General features: G+C 63.2%; 28 protein-coding genes and 1 pseudogene. 19 read left to right on the top strand and 10 right to left on the bottom strand.

The features are described from left to right. Positions 1–260 precede the first annotated feature (260 nt). Entirely contained in the window at positions 261–1,340 is a 1,080-nt protein-coding gene (locus ACFC14_RS13675; protein ID WP_376105448.1) for a hypothetical protein, read from the top strand. A 50-nt stretch (positions 1,341–1,390) separates the two neighbouring features. Here ACFC14_RS13675 and ACFC14_RS13670 read toward each other — a convergent pair whose 3' ends face one another. The 9 genes from ACFC14_RS13670 to ACFC14_RS13630 form a co-directional block, all read right to left on the bottom strand. Next, positions 1,391–1,729 (bottom strand): hypothetical protein, encoded by a 339-nt coding sequence (locus tag ACFC14_RS13670; RefSeq protein WP_376105445.1) that lies wholly within the window; start codon positions 1,727–1,729, stop codon positions 1,391–1,393. A 32-nt stretch (positions 1,730–1,761) separates the two neighbouring features. After that, entirely contained in the window at positions 1,762–2,235 is a 474-nt protein-coding gene (locus ACFC14_RS13665; protein ID WP_376105442.1) for a hypothetical protein, read from the bottom strand. A 237-nt stretch (positions 2,236–2,472) separates the two neighbouring features. Next, a complete protein-coding gene (locus ACFC14_RS13660) occupies positions 2,473–2,745 on the bottom strand; it encodes a hypothetical protein (RefSeq protein WP_376105440.1) in 273 nt (90 codons plus the stop codon). A 231-nt stretch (positions 2,746–2,976) separates the two neighbouring features. Then, positions 2,977–3,159, bottom strand: coding sequence for a hypothetical protein (locus ACFC14_RS13655; RefSeq protein WP_376105437.1), 183 nt, complete (start codon positions 3,157–3,159; stop codon positions 2,977–2,979). Between the two features lie 189 nt (positions 3,160–3,348). Continuing rightward, a complete protein-coding gene (locus ACFC14_RS13650) occupies positions 3,349–3,489 on the bottom strand; it encodes a hypothetical protein (protein ID WP_376105435.1) in 141 nt (46 codons plus the stop codon). Between the two features lie 177 nt (positions 3,490–3,666). Then, positions 3,667–3,984 (bottom strand): hypothetical protein, encoded by a 318-nt coding sequence (locus ACFC14_RS13645; RefSeq protein ID WP_376105433.1) that lies wholly within the window; start codon positions 3,982–3,984, stop codon positions 3,667–3,669. A 340-nt stretch (positions 3,985–4,324) separates the two neighbouring features. Then, on the bottom strand, positions 4,325–4,948 hold the full coding sequence (locus ACFC14_RS13640; protein ID WP_376105430.1) for a hypothetical protein: 624 nt from the start codon (positions 4,946–4,948) through the stop codon (positions 4,325–4,327). Continuing rightward, complete coding sequence (locus ACFC14_RS13635) at positions 4,948–5,223, bottom strand: hypothetical protein (RefSeq protein WP_376105428.1); 276 nt, start codon at positions 5,221–5,223, stop codon at positions 4,948–4,950. The genes ACFC14_RS13640 and ACFC14_RS13635 overlap by 1 nt, the downstream gene beginning before the upstream one ends. 133 nt (positions 5,224–5,356) lie before the next feature. Next, complete coding sequence (locus ACFC14_RS13630; protein ID WP_376105425.1) at positions 5,357–5,491, bottom strand: hypothetical protein; 135 nt, start codon at positions 5,489–5,491, stop codon at positions 5,357–5,359. Positions 5,492–5,948: 457 nt separating this feature from the next. On the opposite strand from ACFC14_RS13630, the gene ACFC14_RS13625 reads away from it, so the two are divergent. The 4 genes from ACFC14_RS13625 (at position 5,949) to ACFC14_RS13610 (ending at position 9,717) form a co-directional block, all read left to right on the top strand. Next, positions 5,949–7,211, top strand: coding sequence for a hypothetical protein (locus tag ACFC14_RS13625; protein WP_376105422.1), 1,263 nt, complete (start codon positions 5,949–5,951; stop codon positions 7,209–7,211). 70 nt (positions 7,212–7,281) lie between these two features. After that, a complete protein-coding gene (locus ACFC14_RS13620; RefSeq protein WP_376105419.1) occupies positions 7,282–8,028 on the top strand; it encodes an HNH endonuclease in 747 nt (248 codons plus the stop codon). Between the two features lie 5 nt (positions 8,029–8,033). Then, positions 8,034–8,294, top strand: a complete 261-nt coding sequence (locus ACFC14_RS13615; RefSeq protein WP_376105416.1) for a hypothetical protein — start codon at positions 8,034–8,036, stop codon at positions 8,292–8,294. 1,147 nt (positions 8,295–9,441) lie between these two features. After that, a complete protein-coding gene (locus ACFC14_RS13610; protein ID WP_376105413.1) occupies positions 9,442–9,717 on the top strand; it encodes a helix-turn-helix domain-containing protein in 276 nt (91 codons plus the stop codon). A 265-nt stretch (positions 9,718–9,982) separates the two neighbouring features. Here ACFC14_RS13610 and ACFC14_RS13605 read toward each other — a convergent pair whose 3' ends face one another. Beyond that, a complete protein-coding gene (locus ACFC14_RS13605; RefSeq protein ID WP_376105410.1) occupies positions 9,983–11,662 on the bottom strand; it encodes a hypothetical protein in 1,680 nt (559 codons plus the stop codon). A 77-nt stretch (positions 11,663–11,739) separates the two neighbouring features. On the opposite strand from ACFC14_RS13605, the gene ACFC14_RS13600 reads away from it, so the two are divergent. From ACFC14_RS13600 to ACFC14_RS13535, 14 genes and pseudogenes are all read left to right on the top strand, one after another. Beyond that, positions 11,740–12,291: a hypothetical protein gene (locus ACFC14_RS13600; RefSeq protein ID WP_376105407.1), complete on the top strand. Its 552-nt coding sequence runs from the start codon at positions 11,740–11,742 to the stop codon at positions 12,289–12,291. A 238-nt stretch (positions 12,292–12,529) separates the two neighbouring features. After that, complete coding sequence (locus ACFC14_RS13595; protein WP_376105405.1) at positions 12,530–12,724, top strand: hypothetical protein; 195 nt, start codon at positions 12,530–12,532, stop codon at positions 12,722–12,724. A 118-nt stretch (positions 12,725–12,842) separates the two neighbouring features. Beyond that, a complete protein-coding gene (locus ACFC14_RS13590) occupies positions 12,843–13,610 on the top strand; it encodes a hypothetical protein (RefSeq protein ID WP_376105402.1) in 768 nt (255 codons plus the stop codon). Positions 13,611–13,615: 5 nt separating this feature from the next. After that, positions 13,616–14,683 (top strand): hypothetical protein, encoded by a 1,068-nt coding sequence (locus ACFC14_RS13585; RefSeq protein ID WP_376105400.1) that lies wholly within the window; start codon positions 13,616–13,618, stop codon positions 14,681–14,683. Between the two features lie 206 nt (positions 14,684–14,889). Continuing rightward, positions 14,890–15,417 (top strand): hypothetical protein, encoded by a 528-nt coding sequence (locus tag ACFC14_RS13580; protein WP_376105397.1) that lies wholly within the window; start codon positions 14,890–14,892, stop codon positions 15,415–15,417. Positions 15,418–15,476: 59 nt separating this feature from the next. After that, positions 15,477–15,947, top strand: a complete 471-nt coding sequence (locus ACFC14_RS13575; protein WP_376105394.1) for a hypothetical protein — start codon at positions 15,477–15,479, stop codon at positions 15,945–15,947. A gap of 180 nt (positions 15,948–16,127) precedes the next feature. Continuing rightward, positions 16,128–16,754, top strand: coding sequence for an MT-A70 family methyltransferase (locus tag ACFC14_RS13570; RefSeq protein ID WP_376105392.1), 627 nt, complete (start codon positions 16,128–16,130; stop codon positions 16,752–16,754). After that, on the top strand, positions 16,751–16,951 hold the full coding sequence (locus ACFC14_RS13565) for a hypothetical protein (protein ID WP_376105390.1): 201 nt from the start codon (positions 16,751–16,753) through the stop codon (positions 16,949–16,951). The genes ACFC14_RS13570 and ACFC14_RS13565 overlap by 4 nt, the downstream gene beginning before the upstream one ends. Before the next feature lie 192 nt (positions 16,952–17,143). Then, positions 17,144–17,359 carry a hypothetical protein gene (locus ACFC14_RS13560; RefSeq protein WP_376105388.1) on the top strand — a complete coding sequence of 72 codons (216 nt, stop codon included), beginning with the start codon at positions 17,144–17,146 and terminating at the stop codon, positions 17,357–17,359. Beyond that, a complete protein-coding gene (locus ACFC14_RS13555) occupies positions 17,352–19,514 on the top strand; it encodes a type IV secretory system conjugative DNA transfer family protein (RefSeq protein WP_376105385.1) in 2,163 nt (720 codons plus the stop codon). Before ACFC14_RS13560 ends, ACFC14_RS13555 begins: the two co-directional genes overlap by 8 nt. Positions 19,515–19,695: 181 nt before the next feature. After that, entirely contained in the window at positions 19,696–20,553 is an 858-nt protein-coding gene (locus ACFC14_RS13550) for a replication-relaxation family protein (RefSeq protein WP_376105383.1), read from the top strand. Continuing rightward, on the top strand, positions 20,550–20,846 hold the full coding sequence (locus tag ACFC14_RS13545; protein ID WP_376105380.1) for a hypothetical protein: 297 nt from the start codon (positions 20,550–20,552) through the stop codon (positions 20,844–20,846). Before ACFC14_RS13550 ends, ACFC14_RS13545 begins: the two co-directional genes overlap by 4 nt. Beyond that, on the top strand, positions 20,843–21,667 hold the full coding sequence (locus ACFC14_RS13540; RefSeq protein WP_376105378.1) for a hypothetical protein: 825 nt from the start codon (positions 20,843–20,845) through the stop codon (positions 21,665–21,667). Before ACFC14_RS13545 ends, ACFC14_RS13540 begins: the two co-directional genes overlap by 4 nt. A 231-nt stretch (positions 21,668–21,898) precedes the next feature. Beyond that, positions 21,899–22,942 (top strand): annotated as a pseudogene (locus ACFC14_RS13535) (recombinase family protein); the annotation flags it as partial. Between the last annotated feature and the right edge of the window lie 61 nt (positions 22,943–23,003).

Below are 23,003 nucleotides of genomic sequence, written 5' to 3'. Positions count from 1 at the left end.
CGGTCGGCTGTAGGTGGCTTGGGTCATGCTGTGTGGTTCCTCCAACGCGCGACAACGCGCGCAGTAACTTGATGTCCTCCCAGGACTGCTCTCAGGGTATCGGGGCACGCGGACATCGTCCGGAAGCCAGAGTCTGGGGTGTGGCGTAGCGGCCGGAGCGAGTGCTCAACAGCCGCGTGGCGCTGCCCTTACTTATACGCTATCTGTCCCGTCCTGCATAGACCATGCGACGGAGCGCCAACCGGCTACATGGAGAGCAGATGCCGTCAATCCTCACGCTGAATCAAAGGCACTCGTACGGCTTAGAGGTCGATCGAGCGACGTTCAAGATGAACGCGGCTCAGTTCCGCCGCTGGATCCGTGAGCACTACGACAGCCTTGTCCGAGGCCTCGCAGAATACGGGATCGACTACGAGCAACTCGGCCCGGCTCTCGTGCCCAGCACGAAGCGGCACGAGATGGCGCTGCTCTTCAACGTCGATGCCCTCGGTGACTGGTGGTATAGCCATGCCGTGACAAGACGGCTCCTACCACTCCTTGATCGGAAGGCCACCCGAAGTGTGCTGCACGGAGACATCGGATGGCACCCGAGCGCCACGCGCGAGCTCGCCCTGTACTCAGGCCTCGTCCGAGGCACGCTTTCGGACTGGGGCGAGCAGCTCATCTACTGCGTCTACCTGAACAATCTGTCGGCGACGCAGGTGACAACTCTTCATACATCATTCGTCGATACGCCTGGCTATCTCGGACATGTTCCCGCCACCCATCACTCGGCGTTCCGAACCGAGGTGGCGGACATGCTCCCCGCCGCATTCGTGCAGCACCGCGGCGCTGTCATCACAGACCACGGGCTCGACGAGCCACTTGTCGGTACGAGCAACGAGATTGGGTTGCCCTTCGACAGCTTCGGGTTCAGAACCGTGAGCACTGTGAGTGCGCTCTTCGCACCATTGCTCTCGTACAAGATCCAGTCGCAGCGGGCACCGCTCCATCGCGACGACCTGCTCGTCTCACTCAACGCCATTTCGGATGACCCCATGGAGTTGAACGACTTTGAAGTCCTCATCCCCGAAGCCAAGTTTGGGTACCTCCGGTCGGCGAAGGGCGAACTCCTGAAGATCGCGGGGCTCGACGAACACTCACGAGAAGATCTCGCAGCAGTCATTCGTGCCGAGATCGAGAACGATTACATCTACCGCCTGCAGACAAACATCGACGGCACCGTGCAGTTCACGATCATGCTGGAATTACCGCGCTCCGACGGGCGTCAGACGAAGCTGGTCGTCGGACTCAAGTACTTCGCCGACCGCCGCCAGCTCAGCTTGGTCACGCTAACTTAGCTTCATCCGTGCCACTCGCTTTTGATCATCACGGTCCTGCGCGGAACCCGCTAGGACGCTTCCTGCGGCAGAGCATGCGACGTCCAGCCATCGGGCGCGCGCCATCTGTAAGCGAGGACGGTTCCATCCACCAGGTGCCGACCAAGCCACACCTCATCGACGGTGCCGGTCTCGGTCACGGAGCCCGAGAGGAGGCCGTTGTCCAGACGGCGGATGACGTCGAAGTAGCTCGTAGCGTCGAGCCACAGAAAGAGTGCGCGGCGGTCTGCAGCAGCTCTCCCGACCTTCTCCACATCGGACAAATGTTGATCTGCCAGTTGGTCGGACACGAATTCCGAGATATAGACGTCGTCATCCGGATTCCAGTGGAACCCGTCGTCGATCAGCATGAACGTACAGACACCGGGAGGCAGCGTCTCTGCTACCTCAGCCGAAACGACCCGACGCTTGCCATCGCATGCAGGGTAAGGAACTCGGGCGGACGGCCCGTTGCCGGCGTGAACATTTGGTCCTGCCAGCGTTCCGTGCGTATGGCGCGGAGCCCGAGTTTCTCCAGCTCACGAAGCCACGTCTTCAAGCCGAGCGTAGTCCGGCGAGCGTGACCGCGAGTCGAGGCCACAACGATCCAGCCATGCGAAAGTCCATCGAGCGTGACGGAGAGATCCGGAACGTGACGTGACCAACTCGCCGAGTCCCGAAGAATCGCCTCCTCGGCGATCATCGAGACCTCGACGGCAACCGTCTGGGAACCATTCGTCAGCTCGAAGTCGTGAGTTCCGGCTGGGGCTCCAGCGACATCCGTCGGGACGATGGCCCACCCCGGGCCGTAGGTCGCGCGCATCGCTCTTGCGGCGCGCTGTTCGGTCTCGTCGAGGTCGGAGTTGCCTTTGGCCATATCGCAAGATAGCAAGATGACGCAGAACACACGCGCGTCAGCGACCCGCGCCCGGCTTGTACGACGATTTGACAGGCATGGACATCATTCGCTCGACCCCGAAGGTCTTATCACGGCGAAGACTCATCGATCCTCTGCTGGCCCGCAAATGAAAGAGCGGCGACCGCTCCAGCCGAAAGCGCGTGGCTCTCGAAACTGGGCGGTCGCCGCCGTGGCGGAGACTGTAAGGGAAGCAGGTCAGGCGACCGCGGCTGCACCTTCATGGGGCTCGACCGGGACGACGCGTGCGTCTTCCGCGCCGGGGATCTGCTCAAGCAACAGCGTTGCCCACATGATCGCCTCCCAGTAGTCGAGGCGAATCGGAAGGCCTTGCCGCCAACGGTATTCGCCAGAGAGCTTCACCTCTACGCGGTAGTGCGCCTCTGTGAATAGCAGTTCGCGGGCGGATGCGGGCACCTCAGTATCGGCGCCGTCCTCGTCCGGTAGTCCCACGATGACGGCATCGCCCACGAGCATGGCCCGTCGGCGGACTGCCGGGACGTGATACCACCAGAGGAACGAGACGCGGCCGTTGAACGGAAGATGCTGTAGCAGCCCGGACTCGTTGACGTACCGTGATGCCGAGCTCGTAGAGATCGACGGCCTCCATGAAGCCGCCTACCGCGTGAGCAATGGCGTCCGACCGAGTGGTGTCGATCTCGCGGAGCGGCAGTTCAGTGTCCGCAGGGATGACGATTGCCTTCACCATGGCTGCACACTTTCCCGCGGATGTTCGTCGCAGCCATCGAGGGCTTCGATACGCAGTCCGACACCCTCAACGAGGTTGCCGTCGATAAGCATCGTCCACATGGCCGCTTCGAACATGGTTGAGAAGCGCAGCGGGGTGTCGTGCCAGACCACCCGGTCTGGGCTGATCTGCACCACGAACTCGCGGTGAACCAGCAGACCATGGATGACCCGCGGCAGTTGCTCCGCCGTTGCGCCTGGGTCGCTCCCCGTGACGATGACGTCGCCGAGCAGTAGCCCTCGCTCTCGATTCTGACCGTGGTACCAATGCAGCGCGGTGGCCCGCGAGTTGAACGGGCCGGGGTGACGTTGCGCTTCGCCGTTGACTTAGATCGTGGCGTCGATGCCGTCGAGCTCAATGGGTTCGATCCAGCCGCCCGTGACTTCTTGGAAGTCCCGGAGACCGGCGAGCTCTTCGAGTCGAAGGTCACCGCCGCCGTCCCGCGGGATGACGATTCCTTGAACCATCGTTCCCACCTCCTTACTGTTGTCGCGGCCGAGAACCTGAATGGTTCTCTGGCAAGCCGCGGGGCAGCAACGAGGGCAGGGAAGTGATTCCGGGCAGCTGCCCGGGGAGAGCGTCCCCAAACGCTCAGATCCCCGGGACAGCCGCCCCTCTCCCCCAGTGAGAGGGAGCCTTGTGTGTCAGGCGGAGCCTGACTTGGCACGCGGAGCCTTCGCTCCCGCGCCGCCGAAGATGGCTTCGATCGCGCTCTGCTTGGTCTTGGCCTCGCGGTCGATCTCGGCGCGCACCGTCTCGGCCCTGGCGAGGACCTTGGGGTCGGACTTGCTGGTCTCGACCCAGACCTCCAGGGCGATACGGATCTCTTCGGTGACGGAACGGTCGTTGAGCTGGGCGATGACGTCCAGTTGCGCCCGCAGTCCGTCTGCGACGCGCACCGCGAGGGTGCGGATCGGGCCGAGTGCCGTGGAGGGCACCTCGGCTTGGTTGTTCTCACTCATGGTGAGCCTCCTCATCGGGAGCGGCCGGCGAACCTGGATGGTTCTCCTTCGAGCCGCATACCGACGAGGAACGACGCTGAGTATGAACCGACGATTTCTGGCGTCAATCTTCCGGTCGCGAGCGTTGTAAAAACTACGGCGGTGGACGCCTTGAATGAACCCCGTTCATGCTTCAGAGTCATGCGCAGACATAAAGAGAAGAACCCGCGAGGACCATGCGCTCGGCTTGACCACCAGATGACTTGCCCTGAACTCAAGCTGGGTTCTTCTCCAGTGCTCCCCGTGCCGCCTCAGCTGAGGTAACCAGCCGAGGCGGCAGGGTTTGAGCAGGCAGTATCAGTTACGCGGCCACCCGCGATGCCTCGAACTGATTCAAAATCTTCTCCAGTCGCTCGATGCTGGTGAGGCTTCGCTCCATCACCGCGTACTGGATCACGATGTCGCGGTCGTAACCGCCCGCCTCGTCAAGCTCACGGAGCCGGGCAAGCGTGAGCATGCGGGCAGTCTCGTCGTGCCAACCGTTGTACCCCTCCCAGACGACGCCTTCTAGCGCTTTCACCGCCTCATTATTCAGGTTGGCGCTCATGACCTCGCGCGTGACCACGTTGTAGGCGCCGACGAGCTTCGCCCAGGCCTCGAACCGTTCACTCGGCCACTCAACCAGGACGACGAAGCTTTTCCGGTCGTAGACCTTCTGCATCACTTTCCGACTCGGGCACCAGGCGATCACCACGCTGTTCTCAGGCACGAAACCAGAGCGCTCGGTGACGATGTTCAGCTTCTCGAAGCTCCGTCTGGTGCTCACGCTCTGCTTGGTTACGGTGACGATCGTGGGTCGCACCTTGAAGTGCTGGGCGACGTAGAGCCCAAGTGCTTCACCGATAGCCAGCATGTCGACACCATCCGTCCACGGGACGTAGAGGTACTGGTGCGTCAGCAGGTTGGGATCGAGCTCTTCCGACATCACCGGCTCCAGTCGATCGGCTCAGGCGTCATCTCGATCCGCGTACCGTCGTGGATCAGCTGTGCCCAATCCGACAGATCCGGCTCGGTGATGCTGCCGCCGTACCCAGCGAAGAGCTGCTGCAACGCCGGACGGATCGCCTCAATCGGCTGGCCGGTGTACTGCTGCCGCAGGCGCTCCAGATCCTGCGTCTGCTGCGCCGCCGTGTCCCTGACGGCTTCTTCCGCGACGCGGCGCAGTCCTTCTTCGTTGAACTCAAAGCTGACGTTCGTCATGCTGTGCTGCTTCCTCATCCCGCTCGGGATGCTGACGCAGGATGAGCGCCCAATCGTGAAGTCCCGACACGTTCTCGGCGATGAAAGAGTGACAAGGAGGGCCGGCGACAGTGTCACCGGCCCTCCTCTCATCTCAGCCCTTGCCGAGCGTCGATCCGGCCTTCGACTTGGCCGCCTTGCCCGACGAGTCGGTCGCGAGGACGCGACCCGCCTTGCTCAGCTGGCCTTTCGAGGGCTTTCCGGACGACCGTGACGATGACTTCGCCATGGTGCGCTCCTTCCTGCTTGAAAAGGGAAGACAGGCCTCCCGACCCCGAGAAGAGGTCGCGAAGGGCTATTGGAGCGTCTAGAGTCGAGTAGTCCTTCCACAGACAACACGGCCCCGGCCTGTCCGTTTGAGAGCCCTGCTCCGAACCGTCAGATCGGGGCTCTGTTTATCGTTCCTCAGTCTACTTGGACTCGCCGACATCCGACGGGCTAGAAGCCCGTTTAAACCGCTCAGACCTGTGGATGGCCTCGATGCCCAGCCACAGGCTTTTCGGCCCCCACGGGGCCACCTGTGCCGATCTTGAGGCGCTTGAGGCGCCTTGACGTACCCGATGAACTACATCACTGTAGTTCGAGACGGGAAAATCGGCCTATCAACCTGTGGATAACTCGCGTGGTTGGCGATGTAGTACACGAGGCCCTCGACGGCGTTCACGCTTGTCGGGAGACTGGATCGCGTGCACACACCACTCAACGAAGTTCAGCTCGCGGTGCTGCGGTGGGTCGCCGACGATCGGCCCCCGGGTATTTACGACGACGGGTTCGCGCATCGCATCACCGCTCGCGCGCTCGAGCGGCGCGGCCTCGTCAAGGTGCGCGGCCACGGCGACTCGTGGACAGCCACCGTCACGAACAGTGGCCGGTACTACATCGAGCATGGACGATATGAATCAGACGAGACGGCAGGCTCGACAAATCCCGCGCCACCGACGGCGCAGAAGCGTCCAGTGAAGGCATCGTTGCAGCCGCGCTCGTCCGAACCTAGTGCAGACGCCGTTCCAGTCGATGTCCGCCCGGAGATTCCAGCATCCACTCCCCCGAAACCACGGCGCCCTTTGATCGATGAGACGATCCCGATCCCGGTCGAGATTAGCCGGGCCCACCCAGCGATTCGCGAACTCGTAAAGTACAAGAAGCGCCTCGACGTTCCCGAAGAGGAAAGGCAGCGCGCACTCCTCATCCTTCATGCGTTGGCTCAGGAATCCCTGCGCCGCGGATGGTCCGTGACACCGCAGCTCTCGACCATGACGCCTGCGACCTTCTACACGACACGAAAGCGAGAATGGCCCAGCAGCGACCTCTTCCTCATCGACGCCGGTCAAGAGCCAGCCGCCATCCGGCTCCGCATGAAGACGCGGCGGGTCGATCACGTTCTGTCTGAGAAAGAGCTTGCTGACAAGCAGCGCGGCGGTTACTACTGGGCACCGAAAAGCGACTACGTCCCGACCGACAAGATGCGGCTCGAGATCGGGGCGGGGCACTACGGCTCACTGGTGCTCGAGGACACCGTCGCCACTCGCATCGAGGACAAGCTGCTGCGCGCCATCATGCGCATCCAGCAGATGAGCGACGACGCCGTTGCTCGGGCCGAGGCGCAGCGCCTGCGCGCTATCGAAGCGGAGCAGGCGAGACAGCGTGCAGAGGCGCTGCGGAAACGAGCTCGGAACTACGGCCACTGGGTGGAGGTTCTCGAGTCGCTGCGAAAGGACGCCGAGCATCACCAACGTCTCGTTCCTGTGGTTGCCGGGCTCCGCGCGGCGCTGACTTCACGGGAGGATTCGGAACACTACGACGCGTTACTCGAGTACGTCGAGTGGGCCGAGGAGCACCTTAAGGCATCGGATCCGTTTCGACTCATCCCGCTACCCAACGGCGACCGCCCCGACCTCGCGTACCAGGACTGGCGCGAGTGGGATGCGCAGAACCCGCAGCGCTGGTGACCGGGAGCGTCACCGGTCTTGTGCCGAAGTCATCACAGGTCTCAGGCCGACGCTCGGCTAGGGTGACCTCATGAAGCCGCCGTTCGTCATCGAAGTGCCGCACCCGCGCTATTTCCGCGACGACCATTGCGCGAACTGTCTCACCGAGCTGCCGCTCGATATCCAAGGGCTGTACTGCTCGACATGGTGCCAGGAGATCGCGGCTCAGGTTCGGTATGTCCGTCGCGTCTTCCGAGACGGCCGCCGCGACGATCCCGACGTCCAGCTCGCGATCCAGACGAAGAACGCGTTCCTGGTTATCGGCGGGTATCGGTCGCTCGGACGAAAACTCACGACGCGCATCCGCACCGAGATCCGATTGCGCGATCAAGGCCAATGCCAGCAGTGCGGCAAGCCCGGCGTCGAGGTCGATCACATCGCGGGTAATTCCGATGATCCGAAGAATCTTCAGTTGCTCTGCCTTGACTGTCACCACGCGAAGACAGCAGAGAACATGGTGCCGGCGAGCGACGAGAGTAAGGCGCTCATTATGGGAATGATGGTGACGCGCGTTATGCCGGATGAGCCGCAATTGCTCGCCGACGATGGTGTCAACTGGAATGGCCAGTGGCGCAAACTGCAGGCTGCTCGCAAGGAACGCTTCCTGGACATGCTGCGAGCCGAAGGCGTCCGCATCAAGAGCAAAGACACGCACGTCGAGCGCGTGCTGGCCTACTTGAATGCCACCAGCCCACCGCCAGCCACACCAGCCCCGGCACCACCGCCAGTCGGCGGCGATGCGTTCTTCGACAACCTCATGCGCGACGTTTGGAGTTAGACCTGATGCCAACGAACGAGGACTGGATCGCCGCGACCGGCCCGCGTGCTGTGAGCGAGAAGGCCGAGGACACCGCGATTCCGTACGCGGTGCTTGATGACCCTCACTTGTCACTCATCGCGAAAGGGCTCTACGCGCTGCTGCTCACTGGCCAGGGGCAACCGATCAATCCCTACGAGGACGCTGTCGAGGATGTCGAGGACATTCGCTTGGCGATCGATGAGCTCGTTGAAGCGGGCCTTGTCATCCGCGTCACGATGTCGTGACGTAGTTCTCGACCGCAAACCTCACGCCCACGATGTGGACGCGGAGCGGCGGCCCACTTCGGCTGGCGATGAGGAGTACACAGCGTTCGGCGAGCTCTGCAAGCGAAGCGTCACCGAGCGAAGCCGTCTACACGGACGGTACGAGATGATCGCTCAAACCGCCGTCTCGCGTCTCCTGCACTCAGCCCGGGTATCGGACAAAGGCGCAGTTATCAGGTAGGCAAGTAACAGTATTGGAACCGACGTTGACCTCGACATCTGCCGGACTTATTTCAGGTGTGCCTTCGGGATTGTTTGGAGTTTTCTCCGCAACGAGGATGCCGTAGATCTCCCATGTACCCGGGAGCGACGGGACTGAGATACTGTCCGACGGTCCCGAAGTCGTGGTGAAGTCCGGCGAACAGTTCACGACGCTATCGTCGTGAACTCCTGCATCGAACCCCCACAACGTCGGTTGGTCAGCCGGCCACGTGAAGCCATCGCTGGGCGGAAAGTCAAACGTGAGTCGCGCGGGTACAAGTGTGAACACAGAGTTCTCTACGTCGATAGCCTTGGTTCCTCGGACCCATTCAAGGCAGGCGGCGGGAATCGCCTCGGCTGTCGCCGTCCGAAGTGGCAACCAGTCAAGTGTCACGCTGGCCTTGTACCCGTCGCGATGCTCCAGCTCCAGCGGCACAGTGGCGATGGCCGCGACAACCGGTTCCTCGGTAGCAGACATCTCCGAGGTCGGTTCAGGCTCCGCGACAACTACGTCTGCGGAGGCCGTTGGCGCCGGTGCTTCGTCGGCGGAGCAGCCAGCAAGTACAACTGCCCCGATCGCAAAGGCGCTAACGAGCGCGATTCGCCTCGCTCGCGCCCTCGAAAGCCCCCGGACGCGAATGAGCGGCACCGACTCTTTGCCGAGCGATCCGACGGTTGGCGATGACCTTCCTGGAAGCGGGAGGCCGGAACCTGCACCCGAGTCAACGCCTGGTGGTTGCCCGTAAATTAGCGTGTTCGTTCGAATGCGTACAGCGCAACCGTGTTCCTCGCGTGGCCCCATGGCACACCTCCGTCCGGCCGCGCCGGTTCGCGGCGACGCCACCGTACCAGAAATTGCGCATGTATACATGCGCATGCTGGATTTGGATATGTTCAGGCTGGAATGATGCCTCCTGCATCGAACTCCTGGCACGACTACGCTCGCGAACTCGGTATCAACCTTCAGCGCGCACGTGCGGCGAAGGGCGTTAGCCAAGAGCGTGCGGCCCACGCCGCCGGCATCTCGACCTTCACCTATCGCAAGCTGGAGAAGGGCGAGTCGAACCCGGGAACGCCCGCGAATCCAAGGCTGCGTACGCTGATCGCTCTCGCAGAGATTCTCGACGTCGACGTGCGCGAGTTGCTTCCGTCGAAGTCGCCGGGAGTCGCTGTAGGCCGATAAGTACAGGCGGCCCTTTGAGTTGAGGACTCACTGCGGGATCGCTGCCCTCCTCCTGGATCCGCGCCAGCAGCGTCGCCGCGCGGCGGTCGGGCGGCTCGCACGCAAGCCGCCTGAGGACCACGCCCCGCAGCCCGCCCTCGGACGCCGAGCTTCGCGCGTTGTGCACCCGGGCACAACCGGGTCGGTCTACACATCGATCACCATCACCTCTCAGCTGGTGGGAATCAAGCAGCGCACGCCTCCAATCAGGCCTAATGCGCTCTCCTCAGCGAATCAGAATCAGAGTGGCTTGCGCGCCCTTGGTTCCGTTGTTTGTCTCGACGGTGGCCAGCGGGTTGAGTACGAGCCATTGGTTCTCCCCCGCGCCTAGCATCACCCCATCGCGCACTGTCATCTCGAACTTCGCATAGACACCCGCACCCGGCGCATAGTTGCCGACGTTGAGGGGGCTGTCCAGGTTGCTTGTCGTTTGCTGATACTTCCAAGCCGAAGCACTGTTCGCGACCCGGGTTGATCCGACGGTATAGATCAGCGCATCGGGCAGATGGGGAACCCGCAGAACAACATCGTTCTGCACGGTTGTCCCGGTGTTCTTATACTTCACGACGACTTCAATAACATCGCCGGGGCGAACATCTAGATGCTCTGGCGACCAGGTTTCCGATCCGAGTTTCCGCATCTTGCACGTAAGGATGAAGTCAGGACGATCTATCCGAAACTCAAATGTGAGGAACTGAAGATCACTCCTGGCGGGCGCCAATACCCCATCAAGGGCGTCATGCCCAACGAGCGCGCCGTCAGAACGGTACAAATCTTCCTCGACTGCTAGCAGTAAGCCGCCAACGTGAACGAACGCCGAATCGGGCAGGTACCGTATGGCCGCTATTGCGGTCGGTGAGGGGAGTCCGATGACGAAGCTGTCCCACACAGTCGACGGAGTTGCGTTCGCTGCCGAGAAGAAGGTTGTGACACGCCCGGAGCCCTCGAAGGTAGCGGGAGCTTGCACCCGCACTCGTGCGTCAACGGTCGACAGCCCGGAATCGATATGAGCGCTGTTTCCGAAGTACACAAGCGCTTGATATCGCACCCCTGGCGTCACTGTGAGGTAACTGACGTAGTCCGCATCGATGTCATCAACGGGCCGGACGCGTGCAAAGTTGCGCTCGTCGCCGTATCTGGGGTTGTTGAAGATCGAGTTGAGCGCGACACGCGCGGGACGCGAAAGAGACGATACGCTGTCGCGGGCGGGTCCCCAGCCGCCTCGCACCATCGCCGGGTTTACATTCGCGCGTGGAGCGAGTCTGGAACCGCTCTCGACCGTCACTGGCGCATAGGTGTCATCGGTCAATGCGCTCTGAAGGGCAACAGGGGAAGCGAGAACTTCCTTGAATATCGGCCAGAACGTCGACAACAGTCGGCGTCGACCCGGCGACCCTGGCTTGAGAGCCACCCGGTTGGCCGCGGTCCCAGTGGACAACACGGCGAGCAGCGTGCGCACGCCGCCACTACGCCTCATCAGGCTAGTAAACGTCTCGTCCCGCTTAGGGCGCACGCCCGCCGCCTCGTAGAAGGCAACCTTCGCTGAATCGAAGCCCACTGGGTCACCGTCCTCGAACGGTCTCAGTCCCCTGAGGATAGGTACGAGAGTGCTGTCATCGTAATCACCTAGGCCCAGGAGATGCGTCAGTACTTTGAGATTGTCGTCGGTCGTGGGGTTTCGGCCTCCACGTTTCATCGCGCAGTCATATGCGTAGCGCACAATGGGTAAGACGAATTCAGGCGGAATTGATTGGATCTGAGTACTCGAGTGAAGCACCTCAGAAAGGGCGCTCGTAAAGCCCGCGTCTTTCTCTTGCGGCTGCGATATGTCGCCGCGCCCGAAAAGAAATGCTTCGAGTCCAGCCTTCACCTTCTCGAGTTGATGCTCCGACAGCGTGTCGACCATACGCCTCCTATTGACAAGTAATCTCAATTAGTGCATAATGCGCGCAGGATTGGCCCCCTACAGATTGGAGGCCAATCATGGCCCGCAACTACGTTCCCGCATCGATCTTTGGTGCAGAACTTTTCTTGACGTTTTTCATGGAAGACGATCGCCTCATTGCTGACACACTGTCCGATTCAGTTCAGGAGCAAGGAAACCCGGAGCCCACCTGCCTCATGGATGTGCTGTACCTGTGGCTAAGGGCTGGCGCACGGATGGAGCGGCGCGGTGACATCGGGACAGCATTCTATCGATGCCCGACGTACGATTCGTACCTCCAGACCGTATTCGTGATCATCGATCTTTGGCAGCGAATGCCCGAGGCTTTCGACTGGCCAGGAGGAGTCAAGAAGGAGTATGGGTTAGAGCCGATCGTCGAGCTCTTCCCAGCTCTCCCGACGGAAGATCTCCTCGAACAGAAGGACCTCTCGAAGATGAAGCCGGACGCGCCGCGACGTTACGCGCGCGGCGGGCTAGTGCTTCACCTTCTGCGTGCACAGTACGACCACCCAGCACTTCGCCGCGACACGTACGAGTTCTACAAGCAAGAAGCCACTCGCGCGCAACGCGAGTGGGCGACCAGCAGCTAGTCATAGCGCACGCATCGTGCTGATGCCTGCCCTCTCGACCAAAGAACAGTTGGGCCAACCTAGCCCGCACTCATCCGAGTGCGGGCTTTTTCTGTCTCATGAAATCGCCTCTGATCTGGGAGTACACGATCGTACACAGCGCTACACCCGGCTTCCTTGTGCACCAACCAGAATCGTTCTGACGGCACCACCGAAGCAGTCGCTTTAGCCGCCACTCGTCAGACAAGGAGCAGCCGCCATGGACGCATCACTCGATCCCAATGGCCATTTCATCGTCGCGCTACACGCCCTCGGTTCAGCTCTCGACGTGCTCGGTCGCGGAGCAACTGAGTCTCCGGCAGACGGCGCGGTCCGACAGGACTCGGAGGAGAGGGTCGACGAGCTTGATGTGATGCTCAATCTCATCAAGCGAGCGCTCGAGCCTTCGAGGTAACGACCGAGTATCTGGAGCATCGCACATCCGAATGGACACGAGAGGGCTTCGCGCCAACGAAGCCCTCTCCGTCGCCAAAAACATCCCACCCATCGCGAAATGAATCAGGAGCATTCTGATGACCCTTTCTACCGTACGCGGTCGCGCCCTCCGCGCGGCTCTCCTTCTCACCTCGGGCCTGACGCTCGCATCCTGCATGGGCGGTCATGGCACAGCCGGGGCCGATCAGCAGATCGTGGCGTCCTGTGCATCGAAACCGGTGGCGTCGACCGTCGGCCTCGACGTGTCGGGATCGTTCCAGTCCGACCTTGTGAAAACCGCCGCCATGGACACGATCGCTGCGGAGGTGCGGCGCGCGGCGCTGTGCGGTGGCCATGTCCGAGTGTTCACGTTTGCATCGTCGACCGGGGCGACGGTGATGCTCTACGACGGCGACCTTCTGGTGGAGGCGCCCACGGAGAATGCCCGGCTGCGAAAGGCCGGCAAGCTCGCGGACCAGACGACCGCCACGATCTCGGAACACTACGACGCGGCGCTCATGAACATGACCGGCAATGGCTCGGTCCCGCTGGGGATGCTGACGCTCCTGCAGCAGGCCAACGCTCTCTACCCGGAGCACGCGCTGGTCAACGTACTGGTCACCGATGGGGTCAACACGATCGGCGTCGACCCGACCGCCGTCCCGGATGCGGATGCTGCTCGGGCGCTCGCGGATCAGCAAGCGGTGCCCGATCTGTCGGGCGCGGACGTGTCGATCGTCGGGATCGGGAAGCAGGGTTCCGGTGAGCTTTCGTCCTCGGTGATCACCAATCTCACCGTGTTCTGGGAGCAGGTCTGCCAGAACACTCGTGCCGCCCAGTGCCACGTCTCCACCGAAGGACGGTGACCGATATGACTACCATGCCTCTCGATCCGCTCGTCGTGGCGGAAGACGCCGAGGATGCGGCGTCCCGCGTGATGATCCCTCATGCCGAGCAGGCGCTGGTCTTCGCTCGCCCGGAGGGGATCGGGCACCTCTGGGTCGAAGACGAGTACGACGAGCTTCAGGAAGAGCAGCGCCACCTGTGGTCGGCATCCGCCGAGGGCGCTGCCCGCAGCGCGGGTATCGAAGCTGCGAAGCTCCAGGTCACCGCGACTGAGGCCGGGTCGCTTCTGAGCGCGAACCGCGCCGTCGTCGACCAGGCGCGGGAACGGATGTTGCGCACAGGCACCGTACTCAGCCCGTTCCGTCGCCGCGCCCGAGACACGAAGCTCTGGTACCAGCTCGGCAAGGCGGGGCTGTTGTGTGGCGATGTCGCTGGTTTCGGGACCGCCGCGATCTGGCTGGGCGAGCTGCCGGTGATCGCGATCAGCCTCGCTGCCAGCGCCGCCGTTGCTACTGTCGCCGCCGGTCTGATCGGCGTCGACGTACGCGACCGCGAGCAGCGCCGCCAACGCCACCGGGCCGTCTCCGAGCCGTCCGAGGCGCAGCAGGAGTTCCCGCACCTGTTCGTCGAACCGACTGACGGGGCACTCAGACGCATGCTGACTGTCGCAGCAGGCACGGCAGGCGTGATCGGCGTGGGTATCGCTGCTCTGCGCTCCGCCGTGGACGATCCCTTTATCGGCATCGTGTTCGGCGGCCTCGCCCTGGCAGTCGCCGGAGGCTCGTTCCTGATCTCGTACGCCGGAGCTGATGAAGTCGCTGATCTCCTCGACCACGCGGAGGCGGACTACGACCGGGCCGCGAGCAAGCACCTCACACTCAGCGCACACCCGGCTCTACAGGCAGCGGCCGGGGCGGACGCCGAAGCCGACAGCCTCATGCTCGAACACCTCACACGCGGAGAGGCCGCTGAACGCCGCATCCGGGCACTGAAGTGGGGCATCCTGCGCCGCAACCCGAGTCACGCCGGTCACGGACCGGGTACAGCCCGCATCGGCGGTCAGACGCCCCGACGTGAGGAGGGGCGGCCATGACCTCGCTCATGCACCGATCTGGGCTTCACCCGAGCGGCACGCTCAGCACCGCGGCAACACCCGCACGGGAAATACGGCTGCGCTGGCCGGGCCTTGACCCGCTTGACCCCTGCCTCGACATCCTCATCTTCGATGACTCGTGGTCGCTGCGCGCGAGCAACGGTAACGACCCAGTCGGGAACCGGTATAGAGAAGCTCGCCGTGCCGTGCAGATGCTGTCGCAGTGGACGACGTCCGCCCGCCAGCAGGTCGCTGTGCTGCACTTCGACTACCCGCACGTCACGGTCGGAGGCCCGCACCAGCTCGACCGCGCGTCGGGTCGCGATCAGGTACTCGCGGCGCTGATAGATCCCCCAGGCTCGGGCGGGTCGAGCGCGCTCGCTCCAGCAATGAGCGCAGCGAACCGACTGGCTCGGGAGTACAGCGGCATCACCCGCTGCACGATCTTCTCGGACTTCGAGCTCACCGATCTCAACATCGCCCAGCCGTTCGAGGAGATGGCGCAGTTCCCGGGACAGATTCATGCCGTCGCGCTCAACGCCAATCCGCCCGCCCGGCTGAATGCGCTCCCGAACGCCACGATCACCCGTATCGCCACCGACAGCCCGCCTGGGCTTGCCGCTGCTGCGCTGATGCACTCGCTCACGACCGGCCGGCGTGGTGCCCGACGCTCCTCGCTGCGCCAGTCGCGGGCGAGGGAGCCGACCAGGCCACCCCTCGACTCGACCCCATAGACGGGCACTCCCGAAACGGGCAGCCCGGCAAGCAACTCACCCTGAAAGGAGGGAAGACCATGACTACAACCACTACCAACGAGATGAGCGACGAACAGTTCGACGCCGCGATCAGCACCCTGGTGCTGAGAGACCTGCGAGAGCTGCACCGGCTCACCTCGGACGACGAGGTCGCATCGCAACTGCGCGCAGGCCTACAGAAGTACGGCGAGTGCTTATTCGGGCTCGCGCTGGCGATCGCGAACGGGGCGGTGCCGAGCGGGCCAGATGAGCTTGAAGGCCTCTGGCTGCGCTTCTACATCACCACGTATCGCGACCGAAGCGAAGCCCTGGAAGAGCTCCTCGAGCACTTCGCCATCCTGCCGCCGCGCGACGAACTCTTCGCCGACGTGGATCGGGAGCATCACGGGCTTCTCGCCCTCGATGAGGAGCGTGCTGAAGCTGCACTCGCAGATCGCGTCTTCCTTGTGGAAGGAGCAGAAGGCGTCCACGCCTATCTCCGCTACCCCGAGAAGCCGGACAACGAGTAGTGCCACGGGAGGCACCCGGACCATTCTCCGGGTGCCTCCCACCCAAACGGCAAACCGATTTCGTCGTTGTGGTTTTCGCAACGACGACGACCAGAACATTGACGACCCGCGCCGAGAAGCGCATAACCAGTCATCGCAAACGCCCGCTCCGTGCGGGCTCGGAGGAAGGAGCACTTTCACATGACCACCAACATCACGAGGGACGCGCCGAGCGCGTTCCGAAAGCCGAAGAAGTTCAAGGTCTGTTACTCAGATCCGCCCTGGGATGTCGCCCAGAAGGGTGCCCGTGGCGCCATCCAGCACTACGACGTCATGACGCTAGAGCGCATCAAGCAGATGCCGATCGCGGAACTGATGGATGACGACTCGACGCTGCTGCTGTGGACGACCAACGCCGCCCTGCCGGGTGCGCTGGAAGTCATGAAGGCCTGGGGCTTCGAATACAAGACGAACGCCGTCTGGGACAAGTACTACATGGGGCTCGGAAACTACTTCCGTGGCAGCCACGAAATCTTGCTCCACGGGGTGCGAGGTAAGGCACCCTTCAAGTTCCGCGGCCAGCGCTCCACGTTGCTGTTTCCTCGCCAAGACCATTCACACAAGCCCGAAGAGATGATCCCGCTCATCGAGAGAGTTCTCGACGGGCCATACCTGGAGCTGTTCGCCCGGCAGCGCCCGAACAGCCACGCGGACTGGAGCGTCTGGGGCAACGAGATCGACTCCGATATTGCGATCCCGGGATACCCGGTGCCCTCCGACTTCACCCGGCGCACCTCGCCGGGCGATGGAGGAAGCAGGGATGCATGATGGGCGATTCGACACCACCACCGATCACGCAACGTTTCTTCCGCGCCTGCCTGCTCGTCCTCGGCGGCATTCTCGCGCTCTGGGTCGCACTGGAGCTTCTGGCCCGATTCTGGGGCTGGATCCTGCTGGTAAGCGTGATCGTGCTCGTCTTGTGTGCCGCGGTCTACGCCTACCGCTACTGGTGGGGTGGGCGGTGAAAAGCATGAGCACGTTCGCCTCTGTGAAGTCGTTGCGGAATGAACAACGGCCCCGCAAAACGCTTGACAATCCGGTCTTTCAAGTTCATAACAGGGCGAAATGTGCTCATCCGGCTTATGCCCGCGAGCCATCCGAACGTCCTTCCGCGACCGTCACGCGAACCAAAGCAGAGGTGGGAAGGAGGTTCACGCATGAGTAGTCATGCCCGCGGCCCACGCCGCCACTACCGCACGAACGCCGGACGCCGCGTCTGGGTGTTCTCCGAACTCAACCACGATCTACGTCCCGAACGGGACGCGAAGATCATCACCGTCGCTGGCCTGGAGCAGGCCCGGCTGGAAGCCGCCGCGCAAGCGGACGCCCGGACAGAAGCGCAGCGAAAAGCGGAGGAGGCCGGTCATGCCTGATGCCTTCGTCTTCACCCGTCTCCACTTGCCGCGCCCTCTCGAAGCTCAAATGCTCGACGGGCTGCTGACCCGCCTCGTCGGTAGCGACATCGCGCGTCCGATCTCCCTCGAAGTTGTCGCCAGTGCCGAGGGGGTCGTCCCGGTGCTCGGGTGCGCGCCGACGGCCGTTCAGCGCCTGAAGCGCCTCCTTACGGGCCTGGCGCCCGGGGTCGGGTTCGAGGCCGCCACGCGCCCGGACGTGGCGGCTGTCAGCCGCGTCACCGCCCGCCCTGGTGGGCTCCCACTGGCCGAAGTCGATCCAGAGCGGATTATGGCCGGTATGTACCAGGCGTTGGCTGCCCGACGCGGCTCCGAAGTCCTCGGTATCCAGCTGGTCCTTGGCCGCGCCCACCCTCCGCAATCGCTGCGCCCCACGCCGCTCGATCCGCTGCAGCCGCTGGGCTCGATGCTCCTGGGCGGCGTTCGCCCCGCATCGACGGACACCCGTAAACGGCTGCACACGCATGCTGCCCAGGCCCGCTTCGACGTCACGCTCCATCTCGGCGTCACCGCTGAGACGGTGAAGCGTCGTCATGCCCTCACTTGGGAGATGTTCGGTGCCCTGCAACCGTTGGAAAGCCCCGGAGTCCGCTTCTCCCTCGTCCGCGACACCGCCGCGCGGTGGAAGAACGGGCAGGCCGGCCCCGGGACGAAGCTGCGTCTGACCACCACCGAACTCATCCCGCTCCTCGGATGGCCGCTCGGCGACCATCCGTACCCGGGCGTTCCCGCCGTGCATCCGCGGATGCTGCCTGTTCCCGAGATCGTCAGCCGGACCGAATCTGTCTTCGCTATCGGCACCGCGCCCGGCCCAGAGCGGCGTGTTGGCCTCGATACCGAGAGCCGCCTGCAGCATCTCGTCGCCATCGGCCCGACCGGGTCAGGGAAGTCAACGCTGCTCGAACACCTAATCCTCTCCGATATCGCAGCGGGACGTGCCTGCTGCGTCATCGAACCCAAGAAGCAACTGGTCGATCGCATCCTCGATACGGCACCTGCCACAGCGGCAGGGCAGATCGTCGTCCTCGACGCCACCGAGACGGAAGCACCGGTCGGGTTCAACCCGCTCGACGTCGGCGATCGCGATCCCGACATCGTGGTCGACGGCATCCTCGCCGCCCTTGGTGCCGTCTTCCACGACGGATGGGGGCCCCGCACCGAGTATCTCGTCCAAGGGGCGCTGCTGTCCCTCGCCAGAGCCGGACAGAAGCGAGCCGTGCCGTACACGCTGATCGACCTGCCCACGCTGCTCACCGACGCGGCCTTTCGCCGACCCGTCGTCGCCGCCGTGCAAGACGACGCCACACTGGCCGCGTTCTGGGCCGAGTTCGAGGACATGCGCCCCGCGCAGCGTGCCGCGGTGATCGCCTCGCCCTTGAACAAGCTAAGAAAAATCGTGATGCGCCAACCGCTGGTTCGGGTGCTCGGTCAGTCTCAGCCGCGTTTCCGACTCCGCGACATCTTTCGCGAGAAGAAGACCGTCCTCGTGCCGCTCAACGATGCGCTCCTCGGCGAAGGCGCCTCCAAGCTGCTCGGCAGCCTCATCGTCGCGGAACTCTTCCTGGCCACCACCGAGCGGGCAACGGAAAAGGAGCCGATGAAGCGCCCCGGCATGATCTTCATCGACGAAGTCCAGAACTACCTCCACCTGCCCACCAGCGTCGAGAACGCGATGAGCGTGTTTCGCTCCTACGGAGTAGGCCTGCACGTCGCGCACCAGTACCGGAAGCAGCTGCCCGATCAGATGCGCAGCGGCCTCGACGCCAACGCCCGCTCCAAAGTCTGCTTCGCCCTCGACACCGACGACGCCCACGACATGGCAAAGCGCGCACCCGCGCTGACCGTCGCCGACTTCGAAACGCTGCCGAAGCACCACGTCTACGCCCGCCTCGTCGCAGGCTCAACGCCGACCGAGTGGTGTTCGGCTGCCGTCCTCCCGCCCGCACCCGACAGTCGCGTCGGGGACCTCATCCGCGACGCCAGCCGCGAACAGTACGGGGCACGACCGACGAACCCTACCGCGCCGGTCCCGACAGCATCCGTTCCGAATGTGTCCGGCCAAGCAGACAGGGAGCCACCGCTGCGACGGTCGCACCAGAAGGCGAGGCAGACATGATTCCCACGATTCGCTTCCATAAGAAGTGGCGGCCGCATTCCTGTCGGTGTTCCTGTCGGCGTTCGCTTCACCAGGAACACCCACCGCCTCATCGCCCCGTGTTTCGGCCGATTCCGCCCGTTTCAGCAAGGGACTCCCGCTGCTTCGCAGCGGATGCCGGTCCAGCCCTGGGGGCGGCATCATGACCCCTGGACTCAAGCGCGATCTCGGCTTCCACCTCACGGCGAGGGACATCCGGATACTCGAAGACCTGGAACACCTCCGGCTCCTCACCACGCGGCATATCCAGCGCCTGCACCTGCCCGCAGCGCCGTTCGGTGAGCACGTCACCGTCAGCGCCGCCACTCGCGGCACCACCCGTATCCTGACGCGACTCGAAGGTCTCAAAGCCGTCTCCCGGCTCGAGCGACGCATCGGCGGCGTAGAACACGGCTCCGCGCTCACCATCTGGCAGCTCGGATACTCCGGCGAACGATACCTGCGACTACGGCGAGGCGACACCGATCGCATCCAGTATCTCGAGCCTGGGCGACCGTTCGCCACCCACACGCTCGCCGTCGCCGACATCGCAGTCACCCTACGCGAACACGCCGGAGCCACCAATTTCGAACTCATCGACCTCGAAACAGAACCGCGCTGCTGGCGTCCGTTCGCCACAGCGACCGGCGAAGCAACCCTCAAACCCGACCTATCCGTCGTCACCGCCGACCCGGACACCGAGACACACTCGTTCGTCGAAGTCGACCTCGACACCGAGCACCTCCCGGCCGTCATCCGCAAGTGCCGGATCTACCAGCGCTACTTCCGCACCGGCACCGAACAAGCACAGCGCGGGCTCTTCCCAGCCGTCGTCTGGCTCGTCCCGACCACCAAACGCGCTCAGATGATTGCAGACGCCATCCAGGCCGCACGCGATCTCGACGCCGACCTGTTCTGGATCACGACTACCGACCAGGCGCTTGCGCACCTCGCTCCCTACGCACTGGCCGAGCAACCCTCGGCACCCACCACTACCAATCCGAAAGGAGGATTTTCATGAACTCATCAACCACCATCACCGCGACACCGGACCAGACCGACAAGGCTCGGCAGCTCATCGAGCTCGGCCTTGCCATGGACCCCGAAGCTCGCTCCGAAACGCTCGCGCGGCTCATCGCCGGGAGCGTCCACGGCGGCACCGATACCGCCTTGTACCGATTCGCCGGCGTGGGCGAACTCTGCCACGAGGCGGCACTCGCTGAACTGAACAGCCTCCGCGTGCCCTTCGAGCAAGAAGCCTGGGTCGACGCGCTCGGACGCTACATCCTCGCAACCGCGGGAGGCCGATCATGAACGAACACGAACCGCAGCGGGCACCTGAAGCACGAGTAGCGGGAGACCGCACGATCCCAGACTTTCGACGCCTCGAAGTCACCACCCGACGGTTCGCCCAGTACATCGTCGACGGCATCGCTACCGCTCAAGCTGAACGCCACGAGATCAGCAACGAAACGGCCCGTTGCATCGCCCACGTCATCGGACGCGCCTACGGTCGGGAATCGGCCCTTGCCGAGTTCGGACGAAATGGCGAAGGACAGTACCTGACGCTTCGCGACGAGTACCTCGACCTCTACGGCGACCCCGACACTCCAGCCGAGGTCAAGGAGTGGATCGACTGGCTCGGCACCTACCTCGTGCAACGCGAGAACACCGGCAGCGGCCGCCAATTCATGAACGAACACCAACCGCCGAAGCTGGATCAGCTGCTCGTTCGGACCAGCATTCACGTCGGCGGCGACTACTTCACCGTGAACGTGCCGGCCAGCTGGGACAGCGGCGAAGAAGACAGCCTGATTGAACTGCTCACAGACCTTCGCCTAGGGGAAGACGAAGCCCTGCAGGCGTTCCTCATGCTCCCAGACGTAAGCGTCGGGGCCGACAACGTCATGGAGAGCTTCCACGAGAGCTTCGTCAATGCCTATCCGTTCCTCGAGGACGCGGTGCGCGACCTGGCCGAGGTTGACGGCCTCGAGCTCGCCATCTACGAAGCCACCGAATCACGATCGCTCCCCGACAACGCCGTCGCCATCGACTACGGCCTCATCGAAGATCACGTCCGCGAAGGCTACGACCTCATCGAGTGGAGGGGACGCACCTATGTCTTCAACAAGTAGCCGCCGCTCTTCGCCGCGCAAGGGTGGTGGGCTCCAAACGAACCGCAGGATCCACCTCACGCCCGAGCGACGTGATCAGATCGATGTCCACCACTTGGGGCGAGCGCTGTTGCGTCTCGCCCAAGAGCGGTACGACGCGGGGCAGGCAGAGACCGAAACCGAGACGGGATAGTCGACGGACTCACGCTGACCCGCCTGCATTGAACCTAGCCACACGAGAGGAGGAACGTCATGCCGAACGCCGCTGAACGAGGTGAAAACTACATCGCCGACGCCACCCCGGTGTGCCTCCCTGAACCTCCTGTGGAAGGGCCAGAAGGACTGGACTTCTCGGCCGAAGAGAGGGTTAATCCGGAGGACCTAAACGGAGGTAACCCACCCATGACCCTAGAAATTGCGGGTTCAGTCGATTCGTCGGCACCCGCCAACTCCCTCGACGGACTCGAACATCTGCTGTCCTCGCCGACGACCATCGCCGGCGAGGACGGCAAACTCGCCGTTGCGCAGGCCGTCATCTACCTGCGCGTCTCGACGCCGAGGCAGTTGCATACTGCTGCAGACATCGACGAAGACGGCAACAGCATTGCAACGCAGCGGGTCGAGGCACTGCGAAAGGTGCGCGAGCTCGGAGCGACTGTCGCGAAAGAGTTCCTTGAGCCAGGGCAGTCGGCGCAGACGATCTCCAAACGCGCGGAGTTCAAGAAGCTGTTGCGCTACGTCGATGACCACCCCGAAGTGAGGTTCGTCGTCATCTACATGCGCTCCCGCGTCTTCCGCAACTTCACCGACGCCGCAATCACGAAACGCCAACTCCTCGAGAAAGGCGTCCGGCTCATCTCGGCCAAGGAGGAGTTCGGCGAGGGGTACATGGCCGATGCCATGGAAGCCATCACCGACATCATGAATGAAGTCCAAGTCCGCATGAACGGCGAGGACGTCAAGGTGAAGATGGCCCACAAGGTAGAGCAAGGCGGCACCGTCGGCCGTGCGAAGCTCGGCTACCTGAACGTGCGCAAAGAGTTCAGTGGCCGACTGGTCAACACCATCGATGTCGACTACGAACGAGCACCCCTCGTCACCTGGGCGTTCGAGCAGTACGCCACCGGGCGGTATTCGATCAGTCAACTCAACGACATGCTCGACGAGCGCGGCCTCACTACACGCCCATCGCCGTCGCGGCCAGCTCAAGCCGTCAGCCGCAGTCGTCTGGCGCTCATACTTCGCAACCCGTACTACACGGGCGTCATCCGCTACAAAGGAAAGCTCTACGTCGGACGGCACGAAGCCCTTGTCTCGAAGGAGACATTCTTGAAGGTGCAGGAAGTGCTCGACCACC

It is taken from the genome of Microbacterium sp. NPDC055988 (assembly GCF_042269505.1).
Lineage (GTDB): Bacteria > Actinomycetota > Actinomycetes > Actinomycetales > Microbacteriaceae > Microbacterium.
This window is presented reverse-complemented; position numbering and strand designations above follow the sequence as displayed.

What these genes read in the sequence shown, in the direction of transcription:
- ACFC14_RS13635 (WP_376105428.1), bottom strand. Translation starts at nt 5,223, where the DNA reads ATGACGAACGTCAGCTTTGAGTTCAACGAAGAAGGACTGCGCCGCGTC.
- ACFC14_RS13575 (WP_376105394.1), top strand. Translation starts at nt 15,477, where the DNA reads ATGACTACAACCACTACCAACGAGATGAGCGACGAACAGTTCGACGCC.
- ACFC14_RS13590 (WP_376105402.1), top strand. Translation starts at nt 12,843, where the DNA reads ATGACCCTTTCTACCGTACGCGGTCGCGCCCTCCGCGCGGCTCTCCTT.
- ACFC14_RS13600 (WP_376105407.1), top strand. Translation starts at nt 11,740, where the DNA reads ATGGCCCGCAACTACGTTCCCGCATCGATCTTTGGTGCAGAACTTTTC.
- ACFC14_RS13675 (WP_376105448.1), top strand. Translation starts at nt 261, where the DNA reads ATGCCGTCAATCCTCACGCTGAATCAAAGGCACTCGTACGGCTTAGAG.
- ACFC14_RS13570 (WP_376105392.1), top strand. Translation starts at nt 16,128, where the DNA reads ATGACCACCAACATCACGAGGGACGCGCCGAGCGCGTTCCGAAAGCCG.
- ACFC14_RS13595 (WP_376105405.1), top strand. Translation starts at nt 12,530, where the DNA reads ATGGACGCATCACTCGATCCCAATGGCCATTTCATCGTCGCGCTACAC.
- ACFC14_RS13670 (WP_376105445.1), bottom strand. Translation starts at nt 1,729, where the DNA reads ATGCTGATCGACGACGGGTTCCACTGGAATCCGGATGACGACGTCTAT.
- ACFC14_RS13640 (WP_376105430.1), bottom strand. Translation starts at nt 4,948, where the DNA reads ATGTCGGAAGAGCTCGATCCCAACCTGCTGACGCACCAGTACCTCTAC.
- ACFC14_RS13550 (WP_376105383.1), top strand. Translation starts at nt 19,696, where the DNA reads ATGACCCCTGGACTCAAGCGCGATCTCGGCTTCCACCTCACGGCGAGG.
- ACFC14_RS13540 (WP_376105378.1), top strand. Translation starts at nt 20,843, where the DNA reads ATGAACGAACACGAACCGCAGCGGGCACCTGAAGCACGAGTAGCGGGA.
- ACFC14_RS13650 (WP_376105435.1), bottom strand. Translation starts at nt 3,489, where the DNA reads ATGGTTCAAGGAATCGTCATCCCGCGGGACGGCGGCGGTGACCTTCGA.
- ACFC14_RS13565 (WP_376105390.1), top strand. Translation starts at nt 16,751, where the DNA reads ATGATGGGCGATTCGACACCACCACCGATCACGCAACGTTTCTTCCGC.
- ACFC14_RS13585 (WP_376105400.1), top strand. Translation starts at nt 13,616, where the DNA reads ATGACTACCATGCCTCTCGATCCGCTCGTCGTGGCGGAAGACGCCGAG.
- ACFC14_RS13555 (WP_376105385.1), top strand. Translation starts at nt 17,352, where the DNA reads ATGCCTGATGCCTTCGTCTTCACCCGTCTCCACTTGCCGCGCCCTCTC.
- ACFC14_RS13605 (WP_376105410.1), bottom strand. Translation starts at nt 11,662, where the DNA reads ATGGTCGACACGCTGTCGGAGCATCAACTCGAGAAGGTGAAGGCTGGA.
- ACFC14_RS13560 (WP_376105388.1), top strand. Translation starts at nt 17,144, where the DNA reads ATGAGTAGTCATGCCCGCGGCCCACGCCGCCACTACCGCACGAACGCC.
- ACFC14_RS13645 (WP_376105433.1), bottom strand. Translation starts at nt 3,984, where the DNA reads ATGAGTGAGAACAACCAAGCCGAGGTGCCCTCCACGGCACTCGGCCCG.
- ACFC14_RS13665 (WP_376105442.1), bottom strand. Translation starts at nt 2,235, where the DNA reads ATGGCCAAAGGCAACTCCGACCTCGACGAGACCGAACAGCGCGCCGCA.
- ACFC14_RS13545 (WP_376105380.1), top strand. Translation starts at nt 20,550, where the DNA reads ATGAACTCATCAACCACCATCACCGCGACACCGGACCAGACCGACAAG.
- ACFC14_RS13620 (WP_376105419.1), top strand. Translation starts at nt 7,282, where the DNA reads ATGAAGCCGCCGTTCGTCATCGAAGTGCCGCACCCGCGCTATTTCCGC.
- ACFC14_RS13610 (WP_376105413.1), top strand. Translation starts at nt 9,442, where the DNA reads ATGCCTCCTGCATCGAACTCCTGGCACGACTACGCTCGCGAACTCGGT.
- ACFC14_RS13615 (WP_376105416.1), top strand. Translation starts at nt 8,034, where the DNA reads ATGCCAACGAACGAGGACTGGATCGCCGCGACCGGCCCGCGTGCTGTG.
- ACFC14_RS13630 (WP_376105425.1), bottom strand. Translation starts at nt 5,491, where the DNA reads ATGGCGAAGTCATCGTCACGGTCGTCCGGAAAGCCCTCGAAAGGCCAG.